Here is a 21,924-nt window from a genome sequence, read left to right on the forward strand (position 1 = left end):
GGTACGGGGCAGTACAGCGGGTGATGCACGTGGTGCTTCGGTACGGCGACGGGCCGCGCGATCCAGCCGTGTGCCCGGCCCGGGTGCCCCCGGACCGGGCGATGGCCGTTCGTCATCCCAGCGTCAGCACGTCCAGCAGGTCGGGCCGTTCGTCCGGGGCGGCGAACACCGTGTGCAGGGCGAGCAGCACGCCCGCCGCGCCGGTCGCGAGGTCGGCGGAGAAGCGGCGCAGCCGCGCCCCCGGTACCAGCAGCCGGTCCTGTTCGGCGACCAGGTGCCAGGAGAGGTTCCGCACCGAGTCCAGCACCTCGGGCTCCGGCCGGGCTGCCCTGTCCGCGGACGAACGGTTGCCGGACAGCTGGTGGGCGGTGGCCACCAGTCCGCTGCGGCCCCGGAAGAGTCCCGGTTCGCGGACGAACTCCAGGACGCACCCCTGCGCGATGCCGGGCAGCAGCGCGGCGAGTGCCGGGGCCTCGCGGTGGGCCAGGTAGCGCTGCGCGACCAGGGCCACGCCGCTGCTGCCCTGGTCCAGGTAGAGCAAATGGCGCTTCCCGTCCTTCACCTGCACGCTGCCGCCCGGCATGGGCACGCAGTGCCCGGCCTCCCGGGTGAGTGCCGCGCCCGCGGCGTCCAGCAGCCAGTCCTCGCCGGTGCGCCCGTACAGTTCGAGCTGGAGGAGCGCGGCTCCGCAGAGACCGCTCAGCAGTCCGGCGGAGTGCGGGGCGGTCAGGCCGTCGACGTCCTCGCCGCGGACCAGCGAGTCGAGTTCCCAGGCGGTGCGCAGGGCCCGGTCGAGCAGTTCCTGATCGGGCGTGCCGTCGCCGTCGCTGCCGTCGGAGGCCGGAGCGGAGGCGAGCCGCAGGGCCGCCAGTGCCGTTCCCGCCCTGCCGGTGAGCAGGTCGGCCGAGGCCGAGGCGGGGGCCCGCAGCGCCCGGTCGAGCAGTTCGCGTCCTTCCTCGCGGCGGCCGAGCCGGGCCAGCACCAGTGCGATGCCGGGCAGCCCGTCGTACAGTCCGCCGGGGGCGTCCGGGCTGCGGCGCAGTGCCGTACGCGCCAGCCAGTCGACGTGCTCGTCGGGAACGGGGGCGCCGAGGCGGTCCAGGGCGTACAGCACTCCGGCGGCACCGTGCGCGGCGCAGATGCCGCCGGTGGTGAAGCCCGTCAGGTCGCCGGGGTAGAGCCGGTCGGTGCGGTCCGGGGTGGCTCCGGCGCGGATGCCGGCGACGAGCCGTTCGCGGATGCCGGACCAGTCGGGTGCCGGGCCGCGCAGCAGCGCGTCCACCGTCGGTTCGCCGCTGTCGTCCGGGAGGCCCTGGGCGATCATGGCCGGTCGCGGCGGCCCGGCGTCGGGGCCCAGCCGGTACCGGGCGCGGGCCCAGCGTTCCAGGGTGAGGGCCTTGCCCCGGTCGTGCTCGGCCACTTCCATCAGCGGCATCAGGGTGTGCAGCCAGATCGCCCAGAGCCCGTAGGCGTCCGCCTCGGCCCCGCTCCGGTTGAAGTCGGGCGGCGCCTGGAGTCCGGGGGCGCCTGCCAGCGGGGTGTCCTGGTCGTCGAGGTCGGTGGCGTACTCGAAGTCGATCAGGGCCACCCGGCCGTCGGGGCGGATGACGACGTTGGCGGGGTGCACGTCCGCGAACCGCAGTCCGCGGGCGTGGATCCGGTCGAGGGCCCGGCCGAGCCCGTCCGCGACGGACTGCGCCCAGCGGGAGTAGGCGTCGAGTTCGGCGGGGGTGCGTTCGCCGCGCGCCAGCGCGAAACGCTCGACGATCTCGTTGAACAGGGTGGCGCCCTCGACGTACTCCTCGATCAGGAAGTGGTGCTCCCAGACCGTGCGGACGCCGTACACCTCGGGCACGCAGTCGAGTCCGGCGAGCCGGGTCAGGGCCCGGTGCTCACGGTGCAGCCGGGTGACGGCGTCGTGCCCGGCGGGGTCGAGTCCGCAGTGCGGCCGGGCCTCGCGCAGCACCACCTGCTGCTTGGTGGTGCGGTGCTCGGCCAGGTAGATGCCGCCCGCGCTGGAGAACTGGAGTGCCTTGGTGACCACGTACGGGAAGTCGTCGTCGCGGGCGGCGGCGCGGGCGGCGAGGTGGGGGCGCAGCGGCTCGGGGACGGTGACCCACTCCGGTATCCGGAAGGCCACGCCCCGGGTGTCGGGGACGAGTTCGCCGGACGGGTGGCGCATCGCGCGGACCCGTTCCCCCTCCTCGTCCCGGCACCAGAGTTCGACGAACGCGCCGTAGCGGACGTACACGGGAGAGTTCCCGATCCGCAGGTCGCTGAGGATGTACGGTCCGCTGCGCCCCTCCAGGGCCTCGCTCAGGGCGTCGAGCAGCTTCAGGAGCGCCGGCTCGTCCTCGGGGTAGACGGTGATGAACTTCCCCGCGCTGGACCGGCTCATGTACTTCGCCGACATCAGCCGCAGGGCACGGCTGCTGCGCAGGAACTTGAACGTCACGCCCTGTTCCAGGCAGATGCGGGCGGTGTCGGCGAGGGTGCGCTCGGCCTCCTCCGGCACGGTGGAGATGTGGATCTTCCAGCCCTGCTCGGGCAGTTCGGTGGAGGCGGGGTGCAGTACGGTCCACAGGCCGGTGGTGCCGCGCCGCCAGCCGGCGGGCGGTTCGGCGCGGTCGAGCGAGTAGCGGGTCTCCTCGTCGGGCAGCCGGGCCGGGGTCTCGTAGTAGCGGCGGTCGGCGAGGCAGTACAGCTGGGTCTCCTGGATGCCGGGCACGGCATACCTCCTGTGGTTCGTGGTCAGGGGCGGGGGCCGCCGGCCCCGGTACGGTCCTCGGGGGGCCCGGTGCGGCCCTCGGGGGTTCCGTGCGCGAGGACCTCGTCCGCGGAGGAGTCGGAGAAGTCGCGGGAGTCGCGGGAGCCTGACGGCTCGGAGGAACCTGACGGCTCGGGCGGTCCTGACGGCTCGGACGGCTCGGACGGTCCTGACGGCTCGGAAGAGCCGGAGCGCCTGGTTGCCTCCGCCGCCGCGACCACCTCCGGGCCCGGCCGGGCGGATGGGGCGAGCGTGACGACGGCGGCGGACACGGCGAGAACCCCGGCGATCGCCCCGAACGTCGTCCGGCTGCCGAAGGCGGTGAGGAGCGCACCCCCGGCCAGCGGCCCGAACGGCTGGACCAGTGAGGAGAGGAAGCCGGCCGCACTCTGCACCCTGCCCACCCGGTTGCCGGGGGTGACGACCAGCAGGGTGGAGAGGAAGCCGATGCTGGCCACGGTGGACAGGCACATGCAGGCGGCGCAGAGCAGCCCGGCGAACAACGGGACCCGGATCCAGGCCAGGGCGAGGGCGCTCGCCACACAGAGCCAGCAGGTTGCGGTGATCAGCGCCCAGGTGTGCCGTTCGGGGCGCAGCCGGGGCGCGAGGAGCGCGCCGACGAGGGCCCCGGCCGAGACGAAGGTGACCACGGTGCCGCCGCCGAGCCCGGACTTCCCGCCGCCCGAGAAGACGGTCAGCGCGGTGAACGTCAGGGCACCGAAGGCGAAGTTCATGCCGAGTCCGAAGACGAGGAGCACGGTCCGCAGATAGGGCAGCCGCCACAGGAACGAGAGCCCGGCGGTCAACTCGGCCTTGCTGAAGGCCGACCCGGCCCTGGTCTCGGCCCTGGACCGGGTGCGCACCAGGGCCACGCAGATGGTGGACAGCAGGAGCCCGACGGCCTCGGCGAGGAACGGCAGGACCGGGTGCAGCCCGAACAGGGCGCCCCCGACCATCGGCCCCACCAGCCGCGCGGTGGCGGTACGGGCCTGGAGCCGGGCGGTCGCGGTCCCCATGTCCTCGGGGGGCACGACGGTCCGCATCAGCCCGAACGCGGCGGGCCCGTAGAGGCTGCCGATGACGGCGCCGGCGACCGCGACCAGCAGGACCAGGGGCAGCGGTACGTGTCCGGTCCACACGGCCACGACGAGGGCGCCGACGGCGCAGAAACTGCCCAGGTCGCACAGGCGCATCAGCCTGCGTCGCTCCACCCGGTCGGCCATCACCCCGCCGGGCAGCATGGTGATCAGGAGCGCGGTGATGGACACCGTGCCGATCGCACCGGCCTGTACGGCCGATCCGGTCTCGCGGAGCACGAGGAGCGGCAGGGCCAGCGCGGTCATCTGGGTGCCGAGAACGGCGAACAGACCGCTCATCCACAGCAGTCGGAAGTCCCGGTTGGTTCGTAACGAGGCGGCCATCGTCGGCTCCCGGTCGGTGATTCGGGGACAGGGCCCGGCCGGTGGCCCGGCCAAGGCGACGGTCCGGCAGGGGGCGGGGCCCGGTGAACGCGGGGCCCGGCCCGGAAAATCGAGGCGGGGCGGCCTCCTGGTCACGGAGCCGCCCCGTTTCGGCCGGCCGGGCGCCACCGGGGAAGCTTCCTTCCCCGGGTGGCGCCACGATCCGGTCGTCAGCCCTTACTGGTCCGACATGACGACGCTGACGACGCTGACGCAGCTGCCGGTGCCGGTGCCGGGCTCGATGGTGGCGGCGGTCTCCTGGAGGTCCAGCACGGAGTGCGCCTCGACCTCGGGGGTCTCGTTCTCCTCGCCGGCCGGCTTGGTGTTCTCAGCCATGGTGGTCTCCGTCCACTCGTACGACTCTGCGGTCTCCGGTCGTTCCGGGGCGGACCCCGGTTCTTCCGGTTGCGGCCGGCGGGTGCCTGCCGCTGACCAGAAAGTTAGGAGCCCCGGCCTGGCAAACGGCTCGACGCCGGTATGGCAGCGGTATCGCGGCAGTTCACCGGGGGTGGACCGGGTCGTACGGGCGGACCGCGGGCCCGGTGGCGGGCCGCCGGACCCGGTCCGGCCTGCGGCCATACCGGTTCCGAACCGGTTCCGGACCGGTGCCGAACCGCCCGGCGGGACGCTGTACCCGCGCACGGCGTACGCGCTGTCCGCCATGCCGGACCCGTACGCCAGTACGCCCGTACGCCTGCATGCCTGTACGTCTGCATGTCCGTACGCCCGGAACGAACGCCGTACCCGCGCACGGCGGCCGCGCGCCGCACCCCTACGCCCGGAGGAGGCGGCCGGATGGAACTCGCCGAACTCGTCGGACTGCGGCCGGTCCCGGCCGGTGGAGTGCTGGTCACCCTCACCCGCCGCTGTCCGCTGCGCTGTTCCCACTGCTCCACCGGCTCCGGGCCGCAGGTGCGGGAGGAACCGGAGGCGGACGCGCTGGAGCGCTTCGTCTCCTCGTTCACCGCCGCCGACCGGCCCGAGGTGATGATGCTGACCGGGGGCGAACCGCTGCTCCGGCCGGAGCTGGTGGCCTCGCTCACCCGTTCCGCGCGGGCCGCCGGAACCCGGACCGCGCTGCTCAGCGGCATGTTCTTCGCCCGGTCCCACGGCCTTTCGGAACCGATGCGGCGGGCGGTGCGCACGCTCGACCACTTCTCCGCCAGCCTCGACCTGCCGCACGAGCGGGAGGTGCCCCGGGCCGCGGTGTTCCGCGCGGTGCGCGAGATCCGCGAACTGGGCGTCCCGGTCAGCTTCCACCTCACCGGGACCGGGGAGGACGACGCGTACCTCGCGGACGTCACCGCGGACATCGACCGGACCTTCGACGGCACGGTGCCGTCCCTGGTCAACGAGGTGCGGCCGTTCGGCCGGGCGGCGTCCTGGGCCCGCCCTGCCAGGACCGTGCCGGACGGCGGGGGCGCGCTGCCGTGCGCGATGGCCGCCTGGCCGGTGGTCGCCTTCGACGGCACGGTGCTGGCCTGCTGCAACCAGGACACCGTGGACCGCCGCCCCGTACCGCCCCATCTGCGGCTCGGCCACATCGCCCGGGACGACTGGTCCGCCGTGCGGGCGCGGACGCTCGGGTCGCCGCTGCTGCGTCTCGTCCGTACGGTGGGCCCGGCCCATCTGCGGCAGCGCTGGTCGCCCGGCACCCCGGCCGGTTCCTACTGCGGGGACTGCCGACGGCTGGGCGAGCTGCCGGAGGTGGTCGCCGCGGCCGAGGCGCTGGCCTCGGGCGCCGCGGGCGCGCTGCTCGACCTGACCGCCGCCCGCCGACAGCACGACCAGGGGCCGGTGACGCTGGTGCGCCGCCACGGCTGCGCCGCGTATGCCGAGCTGGTGACGGCCCCGGGCAGCGACGGGCGGCCCCCGCACCCGGCCACAGCACCGGCCACGGCTACGGCTACGGCCACGGCTACGGCCACGGAAGGCGCCGGGACATGAACCCCGCCGCCCGGCCGCCGGGACGCGCCGCGGAACCCGCCCCGCGCCCGGACACGGCACCGCATCCGGCCCGGACCGTGGCCCCGCACCCGTCCCCGAACCAGACCATGGCACCGCACCCGGGACGCGCCGCGGAAGCGATCGCGGCGCCGTGCCCGGCACCGGCTCCCGGGCGGGCTCCTCACCCCGTCCGGGATACCGCCCCGTCCGCCGCCGCCCGGGTACCGGGGGCGTGCGGCGGCGGGCGCGGGCTTTCGGCCTCCGAACGGCTGCGGGTCAAACTCGCCTTCGCCGAACCGGCGTTGCGCGCCTCGACGGCCGGGCTGTGGCGGGCCGAGGGGCTGCTGGCCCGCTACCGGGCGTACCTGTGCGCGATGCACACGGTCATCCGGGCCTCCGTGCCGCTGATGGAGCGCGCCTCCGACCGGGCCGGGCTGCTGGCCCGGCGCGGCGATCCGCTGGGCGCACCGCTGGCCGCCTACCTGGACGAGCACATCCGGGAGGAGGCGGAGCACGACGTCTGGCTGCTGGAGGACCTGACGGCGGCGGGCGGCGGCCCCCGGGCCGCGCTGGACCCGGTTCCGCCGCCGCTCGTCGCCTCCCTGGTGGGGGCCCAGTACTACTGGATCGAGCACCACCACCCGGTGGCGCTGCTCGGCTACATCGCCGTGCTGGAGGGGCACGCCCCGGCCACGGGGCTCGCGCCCCGGCTGGCCAGGCTGACCGGGCTGCCCGCCCTGGCCTTCCGCACCGTGCACGAGCACGCGCGGCTCGACGACGGCCATGCCGACGAACTGTACGCACTGCTCGACCGGTTGCCGCTGTCGCGGGGCCAGGAGGCGGCCGTGGCCGTCAGCGCCCTGCACACCACGGACGCGCTCACCCAGTTGTTCGTCCGGCTCGGGCGCCCCGGACCGGCACCGCCGGTGCGGGGAGCCGGGCGGTCCGTCTCGATGGAAGGCCAGACATGACCGAACCACCGGACCGGCTCGCCGTGCTGTACGGCGCCGGGTTCGCCGTCGATCTGCTCACCGACGAACAACGGCAGGTGCTGAACGACCTCGCACCGGAGGAACTCACCGTGCTGCTCGACATCAAGAGCCGGCTCGACGCCGTGGGGCCCGAGGTGCAGGCGCACGGCGAGATCGCGGGCGGCGCCCTGTTCTGAGGTCGCCCGACAGACTCCGGGGCCGGTCGGCGACCGTCGGCCGACCCGGGGGTGGCCGGGTCCTGCCCCGTCAGGACCCGCCGCGCGGCGGGCCGGTTCCCGTGACCCGGCCCGCCGCCGCACCGGCCGGGCCAAGCAGAAAGGAAGCGCTGATGAACTGCCCCTCGTGCCGGCACGAGTTGCCCGCCGCCGCACGGTTCTGCCCGTCCTGCGGCACCCCGTGCCCGTCGCCCGTCGCCGCGCCGCCGGAGGACGAACGCAAGCTGGTCACCGCGGTCTTCTGCGACCTGGTGGGCTCCACGGCGCTGTCCGGACTGCTGGACCCGGAGACCCTGCGCACCGTGACGCTGCGCTACTTCGCGGTGATGAGCGAGCAGATCGAGGCGCACGGCGGCACCCCGGAGAAGTTCATCGGCGACGCCGTGATGGCGGTGTTCGGGGTTCCGGTGATGCGGGAGGACGACGCGCGGCGGGCGCTCGCCGCGGCGCTCGGCATGCGGGAGGCGCTGGCGGAGCTGAACACCGAGCTCGAAGCCACCCTGGGCATCCGGCTCGACATCCGGATCGGCATCAACACCGGCCAGGTGGTGGCGAGTTCAGATGCCAGCACCCGGCAGGCGCTGATCTCGGGCGAGACGGTGAACGTGGCGGCCCGGCTGGAGCAGAACGCGGCGGCCGGCGAGATCCTGATCGGCCCGCAGACCCTGGAGGCCGCCGGCCCGACCGTGGTCGTGCAGGAGACGGGTCCGCTGCGGCTCAAGGGCAAGACCGACAGTGTGCACGCGTACCGGCTGATCGCGCTCGGCGCCGACGACCCGGAGCTGCTGCGCCGTTTCGACGTGCCGTTCATCGGCCGCGCCGCGGAACGGGCGGTGCTGGACGAGGCCCTGGAGCGCACGGCGCGCGGGGAGGGCCCGGGGCTGGTCCGCCTCGTCGGTGACGCCGGGATCGGCAAGACCCGCCTGGCGCGCGAGTGGCTGGCCGGGCTCGACGGCCCCGGGCGGCCGGTCGTCGGCACCGGGCGCTGCCGCAGCTACGGGGACCACGGCACCCTGGCGCCGCTGGCCGACGCGGTACGGGAGGTGCTCGGCTCGCCCGTCGCCCGGGAGGCGCTGGGCGGGGCGTCCGGGCGGTCCGGGGCCGCGGTGGCGGACGCGTGGGCACTGCTGCGCGGCGGTCTGCTGCACGACGGCACGCCCAACGCCCCCTTCGAGGACATGTGCGCCGCGCTGATCACCGTGCTGTCCCGGACGGCGGGGCGGCGGCCGGTGCTGCTGGTCGTCGACGACTGGCACTGGGCCGAACCCCTGCTGGTGCGAGCGGTGAACCGGCTGGCCGGACCGCTCGGCCGGGCGGGCGGGCTCATCGTGTGTCCGGGCCGCCCGGACGGGCCACCGGCCACCGCCGCCCCGGGCGCGCGCCCGGCGCAGCTGCTGCCGCTCACCGGCCTGCCGCGCGCCGAGGCCGCGCTGCTGATCCGCGAACTGACCGACCCGTCCGACGCCCCGGCGTCCGCCGCGGGTGCGTACGGCCACGGCACCCGCATCCCTCGCCCCCGCGCCCCGCACGGCCCTGACGACCGGCGCACCTCCGACGCGTACGACCACGCCCCGCACGGCCATGACCCGTACGGCCGCGACCCGTACAACTGTGATCCGTACGACCGTGACCTGTACGACCGGGCCGAGGGCAACCCGCTCTACCTGGAGCAGCTCCTCGTCCCGGCAGGCCCGCCAGGTTCAGCAGGCCCGACGGGTTCAACAGACCCCACGGGCTCAACAAGCCCGACGGGTTCAACAGGCTCAGCCGATTCGGCGGGCCCGGCGAGGGAAGGGGCGCGGAACGTACGGGACGCGGCGCTGCCGCCGACCCTCCAGGCGCTGCTCGGCGCCCGGATCGGCGCGCTGGAGCGGGCCGAACGCGCCACCCTGGACCTGGCCGCGGTCGTCGGCCGGGACTTCACCGCGCCGGAGCTCGTCCGGCTGACCCGGGCGGCCCGGGAGGCGGAGAGCGCGGCCCGGTCCGCCCCGGCCGCGCACGCCGACGCGTCCGCGCCGGAGGACGACCGCGGCCGGGTGGCCCGCGCGTTGGCCCGACTGCGCGTACGCCGGCTGATCGAGACCGCGCCGGGCGGCGAACCGGGCGCGGGACGGCACCGGTTCAGCAGCGGCCTGGTCCAGGAGGTGGCGTACGCCTCGCTGTCGAAGCGGGCCAAGGCCGAACGGCACGCCTGGGCGTCCGAGCTGCCGAGCGTGACGGCGGCGGGCGAGGCGGCGGTCGGCGGGCACCTGGAGCGGGCGTACCGGTACCGCACCGAGCTGGGCCTGGCCGACGACCGGGCCGCCGCCCTGCGGGTACGGGCCGCCGCCGCGCTGGCCTCGGCCGGGGCGCAGGCCCTGGCCCGTTCCGATCTGCACTGGGCGCAGGGCCTGTTGGAGCGTGCCGCGGAGCTGCACCCGGCCGGTGACCCGGCCGCGGCACCGGCGCTGCGACGGCTCGGCGAGGTGCGTCTGGCGCTCGGCCGTGCCGAGGACGGGGAGCGTCTGCTGCGGCAGGTGCTGGCCATCGGGACCGCGCCGGTGGAGGCCGCGCACGCCCGGCTCGCGCTGGCGGTGCTGGACCCGGGCTCGGTGAGCGTGTCGGCCGCGGCCCGGTCGGTGCTGCCGCTCTTCGAGTCCGCCGGGGACTGGGTCGGACAGGCGCGGGCCCGGCTGCGGCTCGCGCAGCAGTTGCAGCTGGCGGGCCGGCACGAGGAGGCCGACCGCGATCTGACCCTGGCCCTGGACCACGCGGTGCGGGCCGAGGCGGAGCCGGAGCGGGCGGCGGCGCTCGGTGCCATCGGGATCTCGCTGTGGCGCGGCCCGGAGCCGGTACCGGTCGCGGTGACCCGCTGCCGCGACCTGCTCGCCGCGCACGGCGCGGGCCGTCCGGCCGTACGGACCACGCTGAACTGTCCGCTGGCCGTGCTCTACGCGCTGCACGGCCGGGCGGACCGGGCCGGTGCGTGCCTGGCCGAGGCGGAACAACTGGCCGACGAGCTGGGGTACGCGGAGGCGGAGGTCTTCCTTCCGGTGTTCCGGGCGACGGTCGAGGCGCTGCTCGGGCGCACCGGCCCGGCCCTGGACCTGCTCGTCCGGGCGGACCGGGCGGCGGAGCGCGGCGGGGCCCGGTCCATGCGGCCGGCCATCGCGCTGGAGGCGGCCCGGCTGCTGCTCGACGAGGGGCGGCCGGACGATGCGGGTCCGTGGCTCGAAGGGGTCGGGGAACCGCAGTCGCTGCCGCACGCGGACCGGGTGGACCTGGCGGGGCTGCGGGCCCGGCTGGCGGCGGGGAGCGGGGACGCGGAGGCGGCCCTGCGCCACGCGGACCGTGCCGTGCGGGACTCCCTGCTGACCGACTCCCCGCTGGTGCGGGCCACCGCGTCGCTGGACCGGGCGCGGACGCTGGCGCTGCTGGGCGACGCGGCGGGGGCGGCAGCGGCGGCGCGGGAGGCCCGGGAGGGGTTCGCGGAGAAGGGACATCTGCCGGGCGAACGGTGGGCCGTACGGCTCATCACCGGACCGGCGCCGGCCACGACGGAGAAGAGCTGAGGATGACGACCACGGACACGGCCCCGGGGCCAGGACTGACCTGGAGTCTGCGGGGACGCGGACCCGACGACGTGGCGGTCCTCGCGGACCCGGGCCCCGGGCACGGGGGCGGGGCCGTACCGGGCACCGGGCGGGGCGTGCGGGTCTGCGTGGTGGACTCGGGCGTCGAACGCGACCACCCGGGCGTCGGCCCGGTCGCGGGCTCATGGGTGGTGGTCAAGGACCCGGAGACGGGCGGCACCGAGGTGCGGCCGACCGACACCGGGGACTCCTGCGGGCACGGCACCGCCTGCGCGGGCATCATCCGGCGGACCGCCCCGGAGTGCGAACTGCACAGCGTGCGGGTGCTGGGCGAACGGTTCTCCGGCACCGGGGACGTGCTGCTGGCCGGGCTGCGCTGGGCGGTCGAGCAGGGCTTCGACGTGGTGAACCTGTCGTTGTCCACCACCCGGGCCCGGTTCGCCGAGGAGCTGCACTCGCTGGCCGACCGCGCCTACTTCAACCGCACGGTCGTCGTCGCCTCGGCGCACAACTCCCCGGTGGAGAGCTACCCGTGGCGGTTCGCCTCGGTGATCTCCGTGGGCAGCCACCAGGAGGAGGACCCGGACCTGCACCTCTACAACCCCGAACCGCCGGTGGAGTTCTTCGCCCCCGGCCAGAACGTGACGGTGCCGTGGCTGGGCGGCACCTCGATCCGTACCACCGGGAACAGCTTCGCGACCCCGTACATCAGCGGACTGTGCGCGCGTCTCCTCTCGGCCCATCCGAGGATGACGGCTTTCCAGCTCAAGAACGCCCTTTATCTCTCCGCGGCCAACGTGCGGTTCGGTCCGCGGCTTTCCACCCCGGCAGGAGAGGTCTGCGATGACTCCGAGAACTGAATCAGCGTCCGCGTCGGCGTCCGCCGCGGGAACGGTCCCGCCGGTCGATCCGCACCGGCGCGAGCTCCTCCAGTCCATCGTCGACGTGGCCCGCGCGATCTTCGGCGCGGCGGCCAGTTCGGTCTTCCTGCTGGACGAGGAGGCGGACGAGCTGGTCTTCCAGGCGGTGTCCGGCCAGGGCGAGGAGTTCCTGGTGGGCCGCAGGTTCCCGGCGGGCCGCGGGATCGCGGGCTGGGTGGCGACGTCCGGCGAGCCGATGGTGGTGGACGACCTCACCACGGACTCCTCGTTCGACCGTTCGCTCGCCGAGTCCACCGAGTTCGTGCCCAACGCCCTGATGGCGGCCCCGCTGATCAGCGACGGCCGGGTGCTCGGCGTGCTGGAGGTGCTCGACCCGTCCCCGCGCGCCCGTACGGACATGCGGGAGCTGGACCTGCTCGCCATGTTCGCCCGACAGGCCGCGGCGGCGTTGCGGATGGCGGCGTACGCCTCGGCCGGGGCAGGTGCGCAGGGGCTCGGTGAGCGGCTGGGGCCGCGTCAGCGGGCGGACGCGCTGAGGCTGCTGGGTAGTCTGGAGCAGCTGCTCCGGGAGCCCTGCTGAGCCCCGGCGGCAGGACGCCGACGACGGAAGGACCATGCAGGTGAAGTTCGCCTTCTCGACCCTCGGAGTACCGGGGCTGCCCATCGCCGATGTCGTCCGGCTCGCCGTCGACCACGGCTATCAGGGAGTGGAGCTGCGGGCGCATCCGGAGGAGCCGGTGCACCCGGGCCTGTCCGCGTCCGAACGGGCCGCCGTGGTCGAGGAGTTCGAGAAGGGCGGCGTGGAGGTCCTGACCGTCGCCGGGTACGTCAGGGCCGCCGCCGAGGGCGACGACGCGCCCGTGCTGGACGAGCTGGCCGGACTGGTGGAGCTGGCGCACGACCTGGGTGCGGAGAACGTCCGGGTCTTCCCGGGCGGCGGCGGCCTGCCGCCCGCCGAGGCCGACGCGAACGCCGCCCGGCGCCTGGCCGCCGCCGCCCCGCACGCCACCGACCGGAACGTACGCATCCTGCTGGAGACCCACGACTCCCACCGGGCCGGCGCGGACGTGGCCCGGATCGTGGGAACGGTCGGGCACGTCCAGATCGGCGCGCTCTGGGACATCATGCACACCTGGCTCGCGGACGAGACCCCGGCCGCCAGCCAGGCGGTACTGGCCCCGTACCTGGGCTACGTCCAGGTGAAGGACATCGCGTCGGCCGAGGACACCGAGCCACTGGCGCTGGGGGCCGGAGCACTGCCGCTGGGTGCGTGCCTGGCCACCCTGGCCCCGGACAGCTGGGTCTGCTGGGAGTACGAAAAGCGCTGGCACCCGGACGCGGCCCCCCTGCCGGACCTGCTGACCGCGGGCCGCGAACACCTGCTGCGCCTGGGCGCGACGCCGGGGCGGTAACTCTTTCCGCGCGCCCTGAAAGAACCGGCAAGGCCAACTGAGGGCACAGCTCGGAAAGAGTTTTCCCTGCGCGAGCGGGGGTGGTCCCCAGGAGCCGGGCATCTTGAGACTGCCGAGAATGTGGTCCCCGCACGTGCGGGGGTGGTCCCTGCGTGGTCGACGAGGGCTGGGACGCCGCTCTGTGGTCCCCGCGCGTGCGGGGGTGGTCCCCTCCCTCCCCTCCCCGGGACTCTCCAAGTGGTCCCCGCGCGTGCGGGGGTGATCCGTCCGCAGGGGGCGGCGACGCTGGTGGCAGGGTTGTCGGGGCGTTCGGCCGGACAACCTGGCCGCACGGCCGGGAAGGGAGAATGGCCGGCATGACGAGCTGCAGGAAGTGTGGGGGACAAAAGCGCCGGTGGCCTCGGTCCTGTCCTCATTGCCGACACGGCAAGGACCGTGCGGAGACGGCTGTCGATGCCGGTGAACTTGCCCTGGAAACAGGTTTGTTCAGATTGATCGGACGGGGAATAGCGGGCACGGCGCGGCTCCTGCTGCGCGCTTTCGACTGATAAGGGCGAGCTGCGGGGCGGGAGTCGTCTGCTCTGTCAGTGCCTCCCAGTAGCGTCCGGGGCCATGGAAGACGTTGTGGAGATCGTCGTCGAGCGCCAGTACGCCTCGGACCCCATCGACTACGAGCGCTTCGTCTCGCTGGTCGAGTCCACCGGTGAGCGCGTCGTCCTCACCGAGCAGAGGGTGCCGGTGAGTGTGCTGCTTCCTGCGGAGAAGCTGGCCGAGCTGGAGCATTGGGTCCGTGTCGCCTACCCCGTTTCCGAGCCGGAGGCACGGAGCGAGGAGCGGGAAGAGGAAGAAGGGGCGGGCAGGGTGACGTGGGACGTCGGGCGGCTCCGGGTCGAGCCGTTGGCCGAGCCGGAGGAGTACGGGCCCTACACCCGGTACGTGCGCGCCGACGGTCGGCGGGTGAGCTTCGCCCGGAACGGGGCGGTGGTTGTCGTGCAGTTGGACGCCGACGAGGTGGCATGGCTCAGGGACAGAGCCATGCACAAGCGCCAGGGATACATGAGCCCCAAGCAGGCGGCGGCGTTCGAGGAGTTCCTGGCCCGGCAGCCGCCGGTCGGCGAGCAGTGAAACCCCCCTACCGGCCGGCCACCGTGACCGACTGAGGGGCGCCCGAGTCGGTGGTGCCCGCACCCGTTCCCCCACCCGAGCCCGTGCCCGCAGTGCCCGCGCCTGCACCCGTGCCAGTGCCCACAGCGCCCGTGCCCGTGCCCGCGTCGGGGGCGGCCTCCGGGGTCGGCTCCGCCCCCGGCCGGGGCTTGCGCGTCCCGGCCAGGGACGTCAGGGCCACCCCGCCCACCAGCAGCGCCGCCGCGCACCACCGCAGCGGGCTCACCGACTCCCCGAGCAGCAGCGCGGCAGAGGACATCCCGAAGACCGGGACGAGCAGGGTGAACGGGGCCACCGACGACGCCGGGTGCCGGCTCAGCAGATAGCCCCAGGCCCCGAAGCCGAACACGGTCGTGATCCAGGCGACGTAGACGATGATGCCGACGCCGCTCCAGTCGAGTGCGGCCAGCGCCTCCGCGTCGCGGTCCCAGCCCTCGAAGAGGAGGGAGAGGCCGAGCAGCGGGAGCACGGGCACGGTCGAGACCCAGACCATGAAGTTGAGCGAGTCCGGCGGGGCCGCCTTGCGGGTCAGTACGTTGGACACGCCCCAGCAGGCCGCCGCCGCGATCACCAGGACGAACGCGAGCACGGGCCCGCTCGCCCCCTCGTCGACCGCGGCGACCCCGATGCCCGCGAGGGCCACCCCCATCCCCAGCACCCGCACCCTCCCCGGGCGCTCGCCGAGCGCGACGGCGGCGAAGAGAGCGGTGAAGACCGCCTGGACCTGGAGCACGAGGGACGACAGACCGGCGGGCATCCCCCGGTCCATGCCGATGAAGAGCAGCCCGAACTTCGCCACCCCGAGGACCAGTCCGACGCCCACGATCCACTTCCAGGCCACCTTGGGCCGGCCCACGAAGAAGACCGCGGGCAGCGCGGCGGCCAGGAAGCGCAGGGCCGAGAAGAGCAGCGGCGGGAAGTGCCCGAGACCGACCTCGATGACGACGAAATTGACGCCCCAGACGGCTGCCACCAGGGCGGCCAGGGCGATGTGGAGGGGACGCATGCCCCGAGGATCACCCGCCCCGACCATGTAGCACCAGCACGGATTTCTTCATGGTGGAATTGAGCATTGCTGATGAATCACCGATGAAGCGGTGTCGAACGGTGTCGAATCACCGAGGGTCTCCGTGAGGGCGGCCCCTGGTTCCGGGAGGTTCCGGTGCTCGATCTGGCCAGGCTGCGTGCCCTGCACGCCGTCTCCGTGCACGGCTCCGTCGCGGCTGCCGCCGCCGCGCTCGGCTACACCCCGTCGGCGGTCTCGCAGCAGATCACCAAGCTGGAGCGGGAGACCCGCACGACGCTCCTGGAACGCCGCGGGCGCGGTGTCGCGCTGACCGAGGAGGCGCTCCATCTGGCCGCGACGGCCCAGCAGTTGCTGGCGATCGTGGAGCGGGCCGAGACGACGCTGGAGGAGCGCAGAGGGCTGCCGACCGGTCGGCTGTCGATCGGCGCGTTCGCGTCCGCCGCGCGCGGGCTGCTGCCCGGCGTGCTGGCGGAACTGGACCGGGACCATCCGGGCCTGGAGGTGCGGCTGACCGAGGTCGACCCGCACCTCTCGGTCGATCTGGTGGCCAAGGGCGTGATCGATCTGGCGGTCGCGCACGACTGGGACATCGCCCCGCTGCCCGCGCCGGAGGGCGTGGCGCAGGCGGTGATCGGCGACGACCGCTGCGATCTGCTGGTGCCCGAGGGGCATCGCCTCGCCGGGCGGGACGCGGTGCGGCGCGAGGAGCTGGCGAAGGAGCGGTGGATCTGCCAGCCGCCGGGCACGGTCTGCCACGACTGGCTCGTACGGACGCTGCGCGCGGCGGGGTACGAGCCGGACATCCGGCACCAGGCCGAGGAGAACCACACCCAACTGGCCCTGCTCGCCGCGGGACTCGGGGTCGCGGTGATCCCGAGGCTGGGGCGGGGCGCGCTGCCCGAGGGAGTGGTGGTGGTGCCGCTCGATCCGGTACCGGTGCGGAGGCTGTACGCGCTGTGGCGCACGGAGGCGGCCCGGCGGCCCGCGATCACGGCGGCGGTGGCCGCGCTCCAGGGGCACGGGGTCTCGGTGGGCCTGACCCCGCCCACCCCTGCCTGACCCGCCGGCCGGAATCGGGCCCGCCACCCTGCGCCATCGGAGCCCGCCTGATCCCGTCTGCCCCGATCCGGCCCGGTCCGGCGGCGCCGGGCCGGGGCCAAAACGGTCCGGACCCTTGACCGGAAGTTATTTTCTGGATATCCGTGCTCCTTGGAAGTTTCTTTCAACACCCTCTCGTCCCCGAGCAAGGCCGAAGGAGCTCACGTGCACCACCGCCCCTCCAGACGCACCCTCCTCACCGCCACCGCCGCGACGGTCGCAGCCGTCGCCACGGGCGCGGGCGTCGCCCCCGGCGCCGTCGCAGCCCCGCGGGCCGCGAGCAGCGGCGGCGGGCAGCACAATTCAGCCGCCACCACCGCGCGCCTCAAGCGGATCATCTCCGGGATGACCCTGGAGGAGAAGGTCGGGCAGCTCTTCGTGATGCGGGTGTACGGGCACTCCGCCACCGAGCCCGACCAGGCCGACATCGACGCCAACCTGGCCGAGATCGGGGTCCGCACCGCCGCCGAGATGATCGCCAAGTACCACGTCGGCGGGATCATCTACTTCGCCTGGGCGCACAACACCCGCGACCCGCACCAGATCGCCGACCTCTCCAACGGCATCCAGCGGGCCGGTCTCGCGGGGCCCACCCCGCTGCCGCTCCTCGTCTCCACCGACCAGGAGCACGGCATCGTCTGCCGGGTCGGCAAGCCCGCCACCCTGATGCCGGGCGCGATGGCGCTGGGTGCGGGCGGTTCGCGCTCCGACGCCCGCCGGGCCGGGCAGATCGCGGGCGCCGAACTGGCCGCGATGGGCATCAACCAGAACTACGCCCCGGACGCCGACGTCAACGTCAACCCGGCCAACCCGGTCATCGGCGTGCGCTCCTTCGGCTCCGACCCGCAGTCCGTGGCCGCGATGGTCGCCGCGCAGGTGAAGGGGTACCAGAGCAGCGGGATCGCCTCGACGGCCAAGCACTTCCCGGGCCACGGCGACACCAGCACCGACAGCCACACCGGGCTGCCCGTCATCAACCACACCCGGGAGCAGTGGGCGGAGCTGGACTCGCCGCCGTTCCGGGCCGCGATCGCCGCGGGCATCGACTCGATCATGACCGCGCACATCGTGGTCCCGGCCCTGGACCCGGCGGAGGACCCGGCCACGCTGTCCCACCCGATCCTCACCGGCATCCTGCGCGAGGAACTCGGTTACGACGGCGTCGTGGTGACCGACTCCCTCGGCATGGAGGGGGTGCGGACGAAGTACGGCGACGACCGCGTGCCGGTCCTCGCCCTGAAGGCGGGTGTGGACCAGCTGCTCAACCCGCCGAGCCTGGACGTCTCCTGGAACGCCGTCCTGGCGGCCGTGAAGAGCGGCGAGCTCACCGAGGCCCGGCTCGACGAATCGATCCTGCGCATCCTGCGGCTGAAGACGAAGCTCGGGCTGTTCGACGACCCGTTCGTCGGCCACCGCGGGGTGGACCGTACCGTGGGCACCCGGGCGCACCTCGCCGCCGCCGACCGGATCGCCGAGCGCACCACCACCCTGCTCGCCAACGAGGGCGCGGTGCTGCCGCTCTCCCGCCGCTCCCACAAGAACCTGCTGGTGGTCGGCGCCGACCCGGCCTCCCCGTCCGGCACCACGGGACCTCCGACCACCACCCTGGCCACCGCCTTCGGCGAGCTGGGGTACGCGGCGACCGCACTGTCCACCGGCACCGCCCCCACCAGGGCGAAGATCGACGAAGCGGTGGCGGCGGCGCGCGGCAAGGACGCCGTGGTCGTGGCGACGTACAACGTCACGGCGGCCAGTTCGCAGCGCACCCTGGTGAGCGCCCTCGCGGCGACCGGCATCCCGGTGATCACCGTCGCGATCCGCAACCCGTACGACATCGCCCGGCTGGACGGAACCGGGTTCGTGGCGAACCTGGCCACGTACTCCTGGACCGACGTCGAGCTCCGGGCCGCCGCCCGGGTCATCGCGGGCCGCGTCGAGCCGGAGGGCACCCTGCCGGTGCCGGTGCAGCGCGCGGACGACCCGACACAGGTGCTGCACCCGGTGGGGTACGGCCTGAAGTACTGAGCCGAGAGGCGTCACCGGACGTAAGACGGACGGCACGCGGGACCGAGTGGTCCCGCGTGCCGTCCGTTTTTTTGCTCGCCGGGCAGCCGTGCGGCGCCCGCATTTCACCTCTGCCGCGTGAGGTGCGTCACGCTTTAATTTCCATTCAAGGCGGCATGACCGATCGCCGCCATCTTGGTGCGATTTGCTCAAAGTTGACGCCTGCTCGCGTTATGGGTCAAGGTCGCGGAACCCCCTCCCCACATCCTCGGTTCCGTCACAACCTGGAGTTCTCGATGTGTCGCGCGACCCATTTTTCGCCTGCCCGCATTCGTCGTTCGGGAACGTGAGGCGAACCCGAATCCCCGCACGCTGATCAACTTTTGTCGTACTGCCCGGACAAGGAGCTCGGAGCACGTGGGCTTTCAGTAATTCACGGCGCGCACACCGGAAGAAGAACCGGAAGGAGAATTCGCCCCGCAGCCGGCACACGGCCGGGTGCCGTCCGGCGAGGACCAGTTTTTCGGAAAGGTGTCCACCTCCCGTCGGGACGGTCGGGGCGCCCGCCCGGCCGACATCGAACTCTTCGAAGAGAACGCTCCCCTGCCGGAAACGCTCTCTGCGGGACCGCTCTCCCCGCCTCCTTCCACCTCTTCCCGGCCGGACCTCGCCCTGGGAAGCACGGGCCACGACGTCAAGGACCTCCAGCAGAGGCTGCAACAGCTCCCGCTGTACCTGGGCAGCGCCGACGGGACTTTCACGGCGAATGCGGAAGCCGCGCTGAGCCGTTACCAGAAGGCCCGGAACATTCCCGAAAAGCCTGGCGTCTACGGGGCGATCACCCGTGCGGCCCTCCATGCGGAAACCGAATCACCCGGCCAGGATTCCCATCGGTACGGGAATTCCTACCCGTACCCCGATCACGCCATGTCCCAGGGGCTGTGAGGAACGGCGTCGGGAAACCTGCTCCCCACCCCTCCTCACGCCCTCCTCCCCGTTCTCGGGTCGCGCAGGCGCGTTCTTTCACCGTGCCCGACCGCATCCCTCACGAAGAAAAGACAAGGACCAAGATCATGCACGTCACCAGGGCGGACTGGAGACGAACGGCGGGGACCTCTCGTCCGGCCTGGGCACCGCACGCGCCCTCAGCCCCTACCAGTCGTTCGACCAGATTCAGCACAGGTGCTCACGTACGGCTTCCTGGCGAATAAACGTGAACGCCCCCGCATCGCGCCCCATTTCTGCGGCGAAGGAGTCCCGATCGCGTCGCGGGGCGCCTTTGCAGAAGGTCAATCGCTCGCCGTCGAGAATCATGTCGAGAGCACCCTTGTCCGCTGACGCAACATCCTTCCGCCATTTCGCACCGGACTTGGTTCCCGGGGCCTTCTCCAGGACGTCATCCAGGTATCGACGTTCCTCTTCGCTCAGGGATTCACCATCGATACCGGCGACCACGTGAGGGCGAGGAGTCGACGTTCCCTCCGTTTCCGAAGGAGGAGAGCACGCTGCGAGCGCTGCAAGAACAACTGTGAGGAAGATTCCGACGGTGGGCTTCATGCGGCGGACGCTAGCAGCGGCACGCGCATACGTTCACCACTCCGGGCATAGCGCCCTAAAGTTGCGCTTTTCCATGGCGCAGCCGCCGGATGTCGCGAATGCCCGGTAAATAACGACGTGCCACTGCCCGGCTCCAGGCGGGGCCTTGTCGCTGAGTTCCATTTCCGCTACCGGCCGACAGCACGCCCCCGCTCCCGAAGAGCGGGGCCGACCGGAAAGCACGGAGGGGCTGTGCGGCGCACGAACAGCCCCTCCGTGCTCGCGGAACCGTTACGGCCGCAGTTCCCGCTCGTTCATCACGTCCTGCTTGTCGAGCCGGGCGTCGAACTTCGCGAGCGGCTTCGCCTTCGCCGGGTCGTCCTGCACGGCGGCCGGGGCGACGCCCGCCCAGCGCAGGACGGCCGCGGTGGCCTTGGCCCTGTCCTCCTCGGCGAGCCCGGCCACGTTGGAACCGTGGTTGCCGCCGGGCACGGTCATGACGTAGCTGTCACGGGAGCCCGCGCCGGGCCGGAAGCGCTCCGAACCCCACGGGTCGTTCTCCCCGTAGACGTACAGCATCTGGTTGGCGTGCCGCTTGACCCACTTGTCGACGTCGCGCATCACCGACGGCTGGAACCGCATCGGAATGGAACGCGGCACGAAGTTGCGCGGCGGCTGGTACCCGTACCGGCTCAGGTTGCCGAGCCACGGCTGCTTGATGTCGGGCGAACCGAGCTGGGTGCCGGCCTGGTAGTAGTACGGCGTGTACCGCTCCAGCCCCTGGTCGGCGTAGGCGGAGAAGCCGGAGATCGAGTCGATCGAGTCCCAGATCTCCTGGTCGGACGCGGACGCGGCGTCGGCCGGGATGGTGTCGCAGTCGGACAGCAGGCTGTACTGCCAGAACGCCCAGACGTAGTCCATGACGACGGCCTCGTACGCCCGGTCGAGCGAGCCGGTGATGCCGAAGGTGTAGCCGTTCGCCGCGGCGTACTCCTCGTACTTCTTCTCCAGCGGCTCGCGGCGCACCAGCGCCTCGCGCTGCACCCCGCTCAGCCTGTCGCGGCACTCCTTGGTGCCGACGTTCTCGAAGAACCGGTCGTAGGCCGAATCCTCCTTGTCGACCACGTCGTTGGGTGCGACGTACGCGACGACGCCGTCCATGTCCCGGGGGTAGAAGCGCTCGAAGTACGTGGCGGTCATGCCGCCCTTGGAACCACCGGTGGCCAGCCAGTTCTTGGTGTAGATCTGCTTCAGGGCGGTGAAGACGCGGTGCTGGTCGCTGGCGGCCTGCCAGATGTCGAGCTTGGACCAGTCGGCGGGCGCCGGGCGGGACGGGGTGAAGAACCGGTACTCCAGCGAGACCTGGTTGCCGTCGACGATCCGGGTCGGCTCGGAGCGGCTGGGGTTGGTGGAGACGTTGTACCCGCTGGTGTAGAAGACCGTCGGGCGGGACGTGTCCTTGTGCAGCAGGGTGATGCGCTGCTGGAAGGTGCCCTTCTCCGGGTGCCGGTGATCGACCGGCTGGGTGTAGTTGAGGACGAAGTAGCGGTAACCCGCGTAGGGCTTCTCCTCTACGAGGCTCATCCCGGGGATGGCCAGGATGCGGTCCTTGATGTCGATGCCGGTGCCGTCGTCGGCGACGGCCCGGCTCACCGGCCCGGTCGGTTCCGCGGCGGTGGCCACCCCGGCCGAGGCGCCCGTCGCGCTCACCGTGCCGATGAGCACCGCGAGCGACAGGAATCCTCTGAGCGCCTTGCGCATACACCCTCCCCAAGATTCACAACGTTCGCCGTGAACCTAGCGGGGCGGCACCCCTGCCGCCAGACCTTGACGGAACCGGTCGGCTGTG

General features: G+C 73.2%; 17 protein-coding genes. 11 read left to right on the forward strand and 6 right to left on the reverse strand.

What is annotated here, in order from left to right; all coding sequences use genetic code 11:
- Positions 1-112: 112 nt before the first annotated feature.
- The 3 genes from lanKC to ACWCXX_RS30430 all read right to left on the reverse strand — a co-directional run bounded on the left by lanKC (position 113) and on the right by ACWCXX_RS30430 (position 4,563).
- The gene (gene lanKC / locus ACWCXX_RS30420; protein ID WP_451132805.1) at positions 113-2,728 is read right to left on the reverse strand and encodes a class III lanthionine synthetase LanKC; all 2,616 of its coding nucleotides are present in this window, start codon (positions 2,726-2,728) and stop codon (positions 113-115) included.
- 23 nt (positions 2,729-2,751) lie between these two features.
- A complete protein-coding gene (locus tag ACWCXX_RS30425; protein ID WP_451132807.1) occupies positions 2,752-4,188 on the reverse strand; it encodes an MFS transporter in 1,437 nt (478 codons plus the stop codon).
- A gap of 216 nt (positions 4,189-4,404) precedes the next feature.
- Positions 4,405-4,563, reverse strand: a complete 159-nt coding sequence (locus tag ACWCXX_RS30430; RefSeq protein ID WP_451132809.1) for a hypothetical protein — start codon at positions 4,561-4,563, stop codon at positions 4,405-4,407.
- Positions 4,564-5,022: 459 nt separating this feature from the next.
- Between ACWCXX_RS30430 and ACWCXX_RS30435 the strand changes: the two genes are divergently transcribed.
- The 8 genes from ACWCXX_RS30435 (at position 5,023) to ACWCXX_RS30470 (ending at position 14,371) form a co-directional block, all read left to right on the forward strand.
- A complete protein-coding gene (locus ACWCXX_RS30435) occupies positions 5,023-6,174 on the forward strand; it encodes a radical SAM protein (RefSeq protein WP_451132811.1) in 1,152 nt (383 codons plus the stop codon).
- A 269-nt stretch (positions 6,175-6,443) separates the two neighbouring features.
- Positions 6,444-7,145 carry an iron-containing redox enzyme family protein gene (locus ACWCXX_RS30440; protein WP_451132849.1) on the forward strand — a complete coding sequence of 234 codons (702 nt, stop codon included), beginning with the start codon at positions 6,444-6,446 and terminating at the stop codon, positions 7,143-7,145.
- A complete protein-coding gene (locus ACWCXX_RS30445; RefSeq protein ID WP_148836333.1) occupies positions 7,142-7,342 on the forward strand; it encodes an aroma-sacti cluster domain-containing protein in 201 nt (66 codons plus the stop codon). Before ACWCXX_RS30440 ends, ACWCXX_RS30445 begins: the two co-directional genes overlap by 4 nt.
- A gap of 152 nt (positions 7,343-7,494) precedes the next feature.
- Positions 7,495-10,932: an adenylate/guanylate cyclase domain-containing protein gene (locus ACWCXX_RS30450; protein WP_451132813.1), complete on the forward strand. Its 3,438-nt coding sequence runs from the start codon at positions 7,495-7,497 to the stop codon at positions 10,930-10,932.
- Positions 10,933-10,934: 2 nt separating this feature from the next.
- Positions 10,935-11,813, forward strand: a complete 879-nt coding sequence (locus ACWCXX_RS30455; protein WP_451132815.1) for a S8 family peptidase — start codon at positions 10,935-10,937, stop codon at positions 11,811-11,813.
- Positions 11,797-12,414, forward strand: coding sequence for a GAF domain-containing protein (locus ACWCXX_RS30460; RefSeq protein ID WP_451132817.1), 618 nt, complete (start codon positions 11,797-11,799; stop codon positions 12,412-12,414). The genes ACWCXX_RS30455 and ACWCXX_RS30460 overlap by 17 nt, the downstream gene beginning before the upstream one ends.
- A 40-nt stretch (positions 12,415-12,454) precedes the next feature.
- Positions 12,455-13,246 carry a sugar phosphate isomerase/epimerase family protein gene (locus ACWCXX_RS30465; RefSeq protein ID WP_451132851.1) on the forward strand — a complete coding sequence of 264 codons (792 nt, stop codon included), beginning with the start codon at positions 12,455-12,457 and terminating at the stop codon, positions 13,244-13,246.
- 612 nt (positions 13,247-13,858) lie between these two features.
- Positions 13,859-14,371, forward strand: a complete 513-nt coding sequence (locus tag ACWCXX_RS30470) for a type II toxin-antitoxin system Phd/YefM family antitoxin (RefSeq protein ID WP_451132819.1) — start codon at positions 13,859-13,861, stop codon at positions 14,369-14,371.
- Between the two features lie 7 nt (positions 14,372-14,378).
- Here the strand turns inward: ACWCXX_RS30470 and ACWCXX_RS30475 are convergent, their stop codons facing one another.
- Positions 14,379-15,416, reverse strand: coding sequence for an EamA family transporter (locus ACWCXX_RS30475; protein WP_451132821.1), 1,038 nt, complete (start codon positions 15,414-15,416; stop codon positions 14,379-14,381).
- Between the two features lie 156 nt (positions 15,417-15,572).
- Here ACWCXX_RS30475 and ACWCXX_RS30480 point away from each other — a divergent pair, with 156 nt between their 5' ends.
- The 3 genes from ACWCXX_RS30480 (at position 15,573) to ACWCXX_RS30490 (ending at position 19,484) form a co-directional block, all read left to right on the forward strand.
- Positions 15,573-16,496, forward strand: a complete 924-nt coding sequence (locus tag ACWCXX_RS30480; protein WP_451132823.1) for a LysR substrate-binding domain-containing protein — start codon at positions 15,573-15,575, stop codon at positions 16,494-16,496.
- Positions 16,497-16,700: 204 nt separating this feature from the next.
- Positions 16,701-18,560 carry a glycoside hydrolase family 3 protein gene (locus ACWCXX_RS30485; protein ID WP_451132825.1) on the forward strand — a complete coding sequence of 620 codons (1,860 nt, stop codon included), beginning with the start codon at positions 16,701-16,703 and terminating at the stop codon, positions 18,558-18,560.
- Between the two features lie 477 nt (positions 18,561-19,037).
- Complete coding sequence (locus ACWCXX_RS30490; RefSeq protein WP_451132827.1) at positions 19,038-19,484, forward strand: peptidoglycan-binding domain-containing protein; 447 nt, start codon at positions 19,038-19,040, stop codon at positions 19,482-19,484.
- 228 nt (positions 19,485-19,712) lie between these two features.
- Here the strand turns inward: ACWCXX_RS30490 and ACWCXX_RS30495 are convergent, their stop codons facing one another.
- Positions 19,713-20,096, reverse strand: coding sequence for a hypothetical protein (locus tag ACWCXX_RS30495; RefSeq protein ID WP_451132829.1), 384 nt, complete (start codon positions 20,094-20,096; stop codon positions 19,713-19,715).
- A 270-nt stretch (positions 20,097-20,366) separates the two neighbouring features.
- Positions 20,367-21,836, reverse strand: a complete 1,470-nt coding sequence (locus ACWCXX_RS30500) for a S28 family serine protease (RefSeq protein WP_451132831.1) — start codon at positions 21,834-21,836, stop codon at positions 20,367-20,369.
- Between the last annotated feature and the right edge of the window lie 88 nt (positions 21,837-21,924).

The sequence above is a fragment of the Streptomyces sp. NPDC001732 genome (genome assembly GCF_053596315.1).

Excerpts from the sequence above, each read along its gene's own strand:
- ACWCXX_RS30425 (WP_451132807.1), bottom strand. The coding sequence starts at position 4,188 with ATGGCCGCCTCGTTACGAACCAACCGGGACTTCCGACTGCTGTGGATG.
- ACWCXX_RS30430 (WP_451132809.1), bottom strand. The coding sequence starts at position 4,563 with ATGGCTGAGAACACCAAGCCGGCCGGCGAGGAGAACGAGACCCCCGAG.
- ACWCXX_RS30435 (WP_451132811.1), top strand. The coding sequence starts at position 5,023 with ATGGAACTCGCCGAACTCGTCGGACTGCGGCCGGTCCCGGCCGGTGGA.
- ACWCXX_RS30445 (WP_148836333.1), top strand. The coding sequence starts at position 7,142 with ATGACCGAACCACCGGACCGGCTCGCCGTGCTGTACGGCGCCGGGTTC.
- ACWCXX_RS30450 (WP_451132813.1), top strand. The coding sequence starts at position 7,495 with ATGAACTGCCCCTCGTGCCGGCACGAGTTGCCCGCCGCCGCACGGTTC.
- ACWCXX_RS30455 (WP_451132815.1), top strand. The coding sequence starts at position 10,935 with ATGACGACCACGGACACGGCCCCGGGGCCAGGACTGACCTGGAGTCTG.
- ACWCXX_RS30460 (WP_451132817.1), top strand. The coding sequence starts at position 11,797 with ATGACTCCGAGAACTGAATCAGCGTCCGCGTCGGCGTCCGCCGCGGGA.
- ACWCXX_RS30470 (WP_451132819.1), top strand. The coding sequence starts at position 13,859 with ATGGAAGACGTTGTGGAGATCGTCGTCGAGCGCCAGTACGCCTCGGAC.
- ACWCXX_RS30475 (WP_451132821.1), bottom strand. The coding sequence starts at position 15,416 with ATGCGTCCCCTCCACATCGCCCTGGCCGCCCTGGTGGCAGCCGTCTGG.
- ACWCXX_RS30495 (WP_451132829.1), bottom strand. The coding sequence starts at position 20,096 with ATGAAGCCCACCGTCGGAATCTTCCTCACAGTTGTTCTTGCAGCGCTC.
- ACWCXX_RS30500 (WP_451132831.1), bottom strand. The coding sequence starts at position 21,836 with ATGCGCAAGGCGCTCAGAGGATTCCTGTCGCTCGCGGTGCTCATCGGC.